The following is a 2,885-nucleotide window of genomic DNA, read 5'->3' on the forward strand; positions in this document are numbered from 1 at the left end:
TCGCGGGTCAATCTTGCCCGCCGTCAGGCAGAAACTCCACTTATCGCGCTGTTCAGATTTGCGGGACCAGCTCACTCATAGACATGCACCAAAATAGAGGCGAGAACAACGCCCCCAAAGAGAACAACAAAATCCCTCGTGGCAGAACTACACCAATCGAACCAATCGGCGTGCAACGCGCGTGATCGTGGAGACAAACTCATCATAGTCGAACCTTCGCTGAGGCCGGTGTTTTTAGCGATTTCAGATAGCATGGATTGAAAACCATATGTTGTGTACCCATCGTCGAACCCCGAGTAACGCCTTCGCAAGGCGCGATGCTAAAACGCGATAGTCGTTCCCGGCACAACTCATCGGTCACCTTGAACGTGCCACGGAACGAAAGCCGTTGAACAACGCCGTATGAATCAAGGACATGGCAATTCCCGGCAAGCGGCTACGCGACAATCACACGATTGCGACCTTCAAATTTTGCACGATATAGCCGCTGATCGGCGACCCTCAGGAATCCGTCAAGGGTGTCTCCATCGCGCCCGAACTCCGATACCCCAACACTGATGGTGACGCTGACCGACGGTTTGGCTCCGACATCGAACGCGGCGCCTTCGATGGCAGAGCGAAGGCGCTCGGCCACCGCGCAAGCGGCGTCGAGCGTCGCCCCCGGGAGCAACACCATAAATTCTTCACCGCCCACGCGCGCGACAGAGTCGTAAGGGCGGATCGCCTCCAGACACTTTCGTACGAATGCGCGGAGGACTTCATCGCCGACACTGTGACCGCGCGAGTCATTGATATACTTGAAATCATCGAGATCGATCGAGAGCAGAGATAATGGAGCACCGCTTCGTTTGGCCCGCGCGATCTCGTCGCCAATATGCTCGATGAAGTGGCGCCGATTTCCGGCACCGGTCAGTGGGTCGGTGGCGGCAAGGCGTTCCAACCTTTGATTGCTCTGTTGCAGTTGCTGTAGCGCCCTTTGGGTCTCGGCCATCGATTCGGCCAGGCGGGCGGTCATTTCCTCCTGGCTATAGATGGCCGAGAATGATTGTGTCGTTCGGAAAGCCTGGACAACGCCATAGCTGAGCAGGAAGAATCCGCCAGCAAAGATCGCGTGGGCGAGCCACCACATATGATTCCAGGGCGCCGCCAGCATGAATGCGAGCGACGATATCGCAAACCACGCGACCGAAATGCCGAAAATAAGCATGAGCGGCGATCGAATCCGTCGCGTCAGCATCGCCGCGACGTTCAGCACGCTGAATACCAGTGCGCCGCCCTCCATGGACAAGCGTACCGCGGGATGTCCCGCATAGGGGGAGTAGGCGATCAGTGCGACGGCTATGTCCATCGTCAGGAACAGGCCGATCCACATCAGCCATGCGCGCGCATCCGAACGCTTTTCGACCTCGTCTGACGGCTGGCTGTAGCTGAGCAGGCCAACGAAGAGCAGAACCGACATCGCAAGACGCGAAGCCGGTCCATAGAGCAGAAACAGCCAAATGTTGCGGTGTGCCATCCCGGTGAGGGCACCGTGCGGCGAATAAATCAGCACGAAGCCGAGAAAGCCCAGCGTTAACCAACGCAACAGAGGTTCGCCTGAAGTCTGGTAGCAACGCCACGTCACATAAGTGACGAACAGCCCTTCGAGAGTCGCGACGGCAATCGCGAATTCGTGGAACAAGTGATTTTCGAATTTTAGCGTGGAATCCTGTTGGAAATACAGGTAGGCGATGAACTGGGCGGGCATCAGGGCGAAGGCGATAAGGAGAAGGCTCGAATACGCCTGTGTGACCAGCCGGAGCGCATTGGTCGGTGCCTGTACCGCAAGATTGGTGCTCATATGCGTATCGTCTCTCACATGATGACTTACGTTCGTCCATGAACTCTTGGGCGTCTCCGAGGGATGCGCTGTCCCAGAGCACCTTCGGTCCATGCTGTAGCTACGCAGATGAAGGGGCCATGGTGCGTTGTGGTCGTAAAGCCATTCAACAAGCGACGCGCGATCACCGCGGTGCCGACGAAGGGAATGAGCTTCAGCTTTCGGTCGATCTGCTGCACTCCGTCGAGCTGGCGACCCTGCGGATAGGAGCGACCAGGTTCCGCCGCCGCCGGAATCAGCAGCGCCGTGGGCTTCGTTTACGTATTTGTGCCCACCACGTTCAGGCCACCCGCTCCGCTGACGGTCAGGGGTGTCGAGGGTGCGTTCAGCAGATTGGTCCCAGCTCCTGGCGCGAGTTGTCACTCTGCAAGGCGTCGAAAACACGCCATTGAAAGACAGAGGAAATCACGAGTCTGTGCATGCCGACCGCCGGTAGCATCGCCGCGACAATCGGCCCGTTACTGGTCCGGCTCGGAACCAAAACACGGGTGATGAGCAACACGCGTAAGCGTCAGCCCCCTTTGATTGGCGAGTTTAGTGTAGACCATCTGTGGCCTCCTTCGTGTGGAATATCCCCGCGTTGCACAAACGAGGCCGTTAGCAATACCTAAGCCTGTTTAGTTAGCCGCCTGCTAAACCTTGTAGGTTCCTAACAAAGGTCGGTCGTCAACCGCTTCAAGTGCGAGGCTGGCACGCAACTTGCTGGGCTGACAACATCACCAGGTTTGGTCGCGACTACCACCACGGTGATGTAGGGAAGTCTGATCGCCTCAGACGTGCCCGCATTGAGTGCATGTTGGTGTGTTGCTAAATGAAGCAACGTGCGAGCTGCTGCGATAGCAACAGCTCTGCGCAACGTGATCAGTGAGCTCCCGGCGAATTTTACGAGGCACCCGCACGACGCTCAACCGGAGGGTAAATAATGGCGGATGAGCTGGTCCCGCAAATCTGAACAGCGCGATAAGTGGAGTTTCTGCCTGACGGCGGGCAAGATTGACCCGCGAAT

The 2,885-nt window shown here is 57.3% G+C and carries 1 protein-coding gene; it reads right to left on the reverse strand.

The features are described from left to right. Window positions 1-436 precede the first annotated feature (436 nt). Window positions 437-1,840 (reverse strand): GGDEF domain-containing protein, encoded by a 1,404-nt coding sequence (locus D6B98_RS41605; RefSeq protein WP_126262239.1) that lies wholly within the window; start codon window positions 1,838-1,840, stop codon window positions 437-439. Window positions 1,841-2,885: the final 1,045 nt, after the last annotated feature.

The organism is Bradyrhizobium sp. LVM 105, from assembly GCF_003957705.1.
In the GTDB taxonomy this organism is placed as follows: Bacteria; Pseudomonadota; Alphaproteobacteria; order Rhizobiales; family Xanthobacteraceae; genus Bradyrhizobium; species Bradyrhizobium frederickii.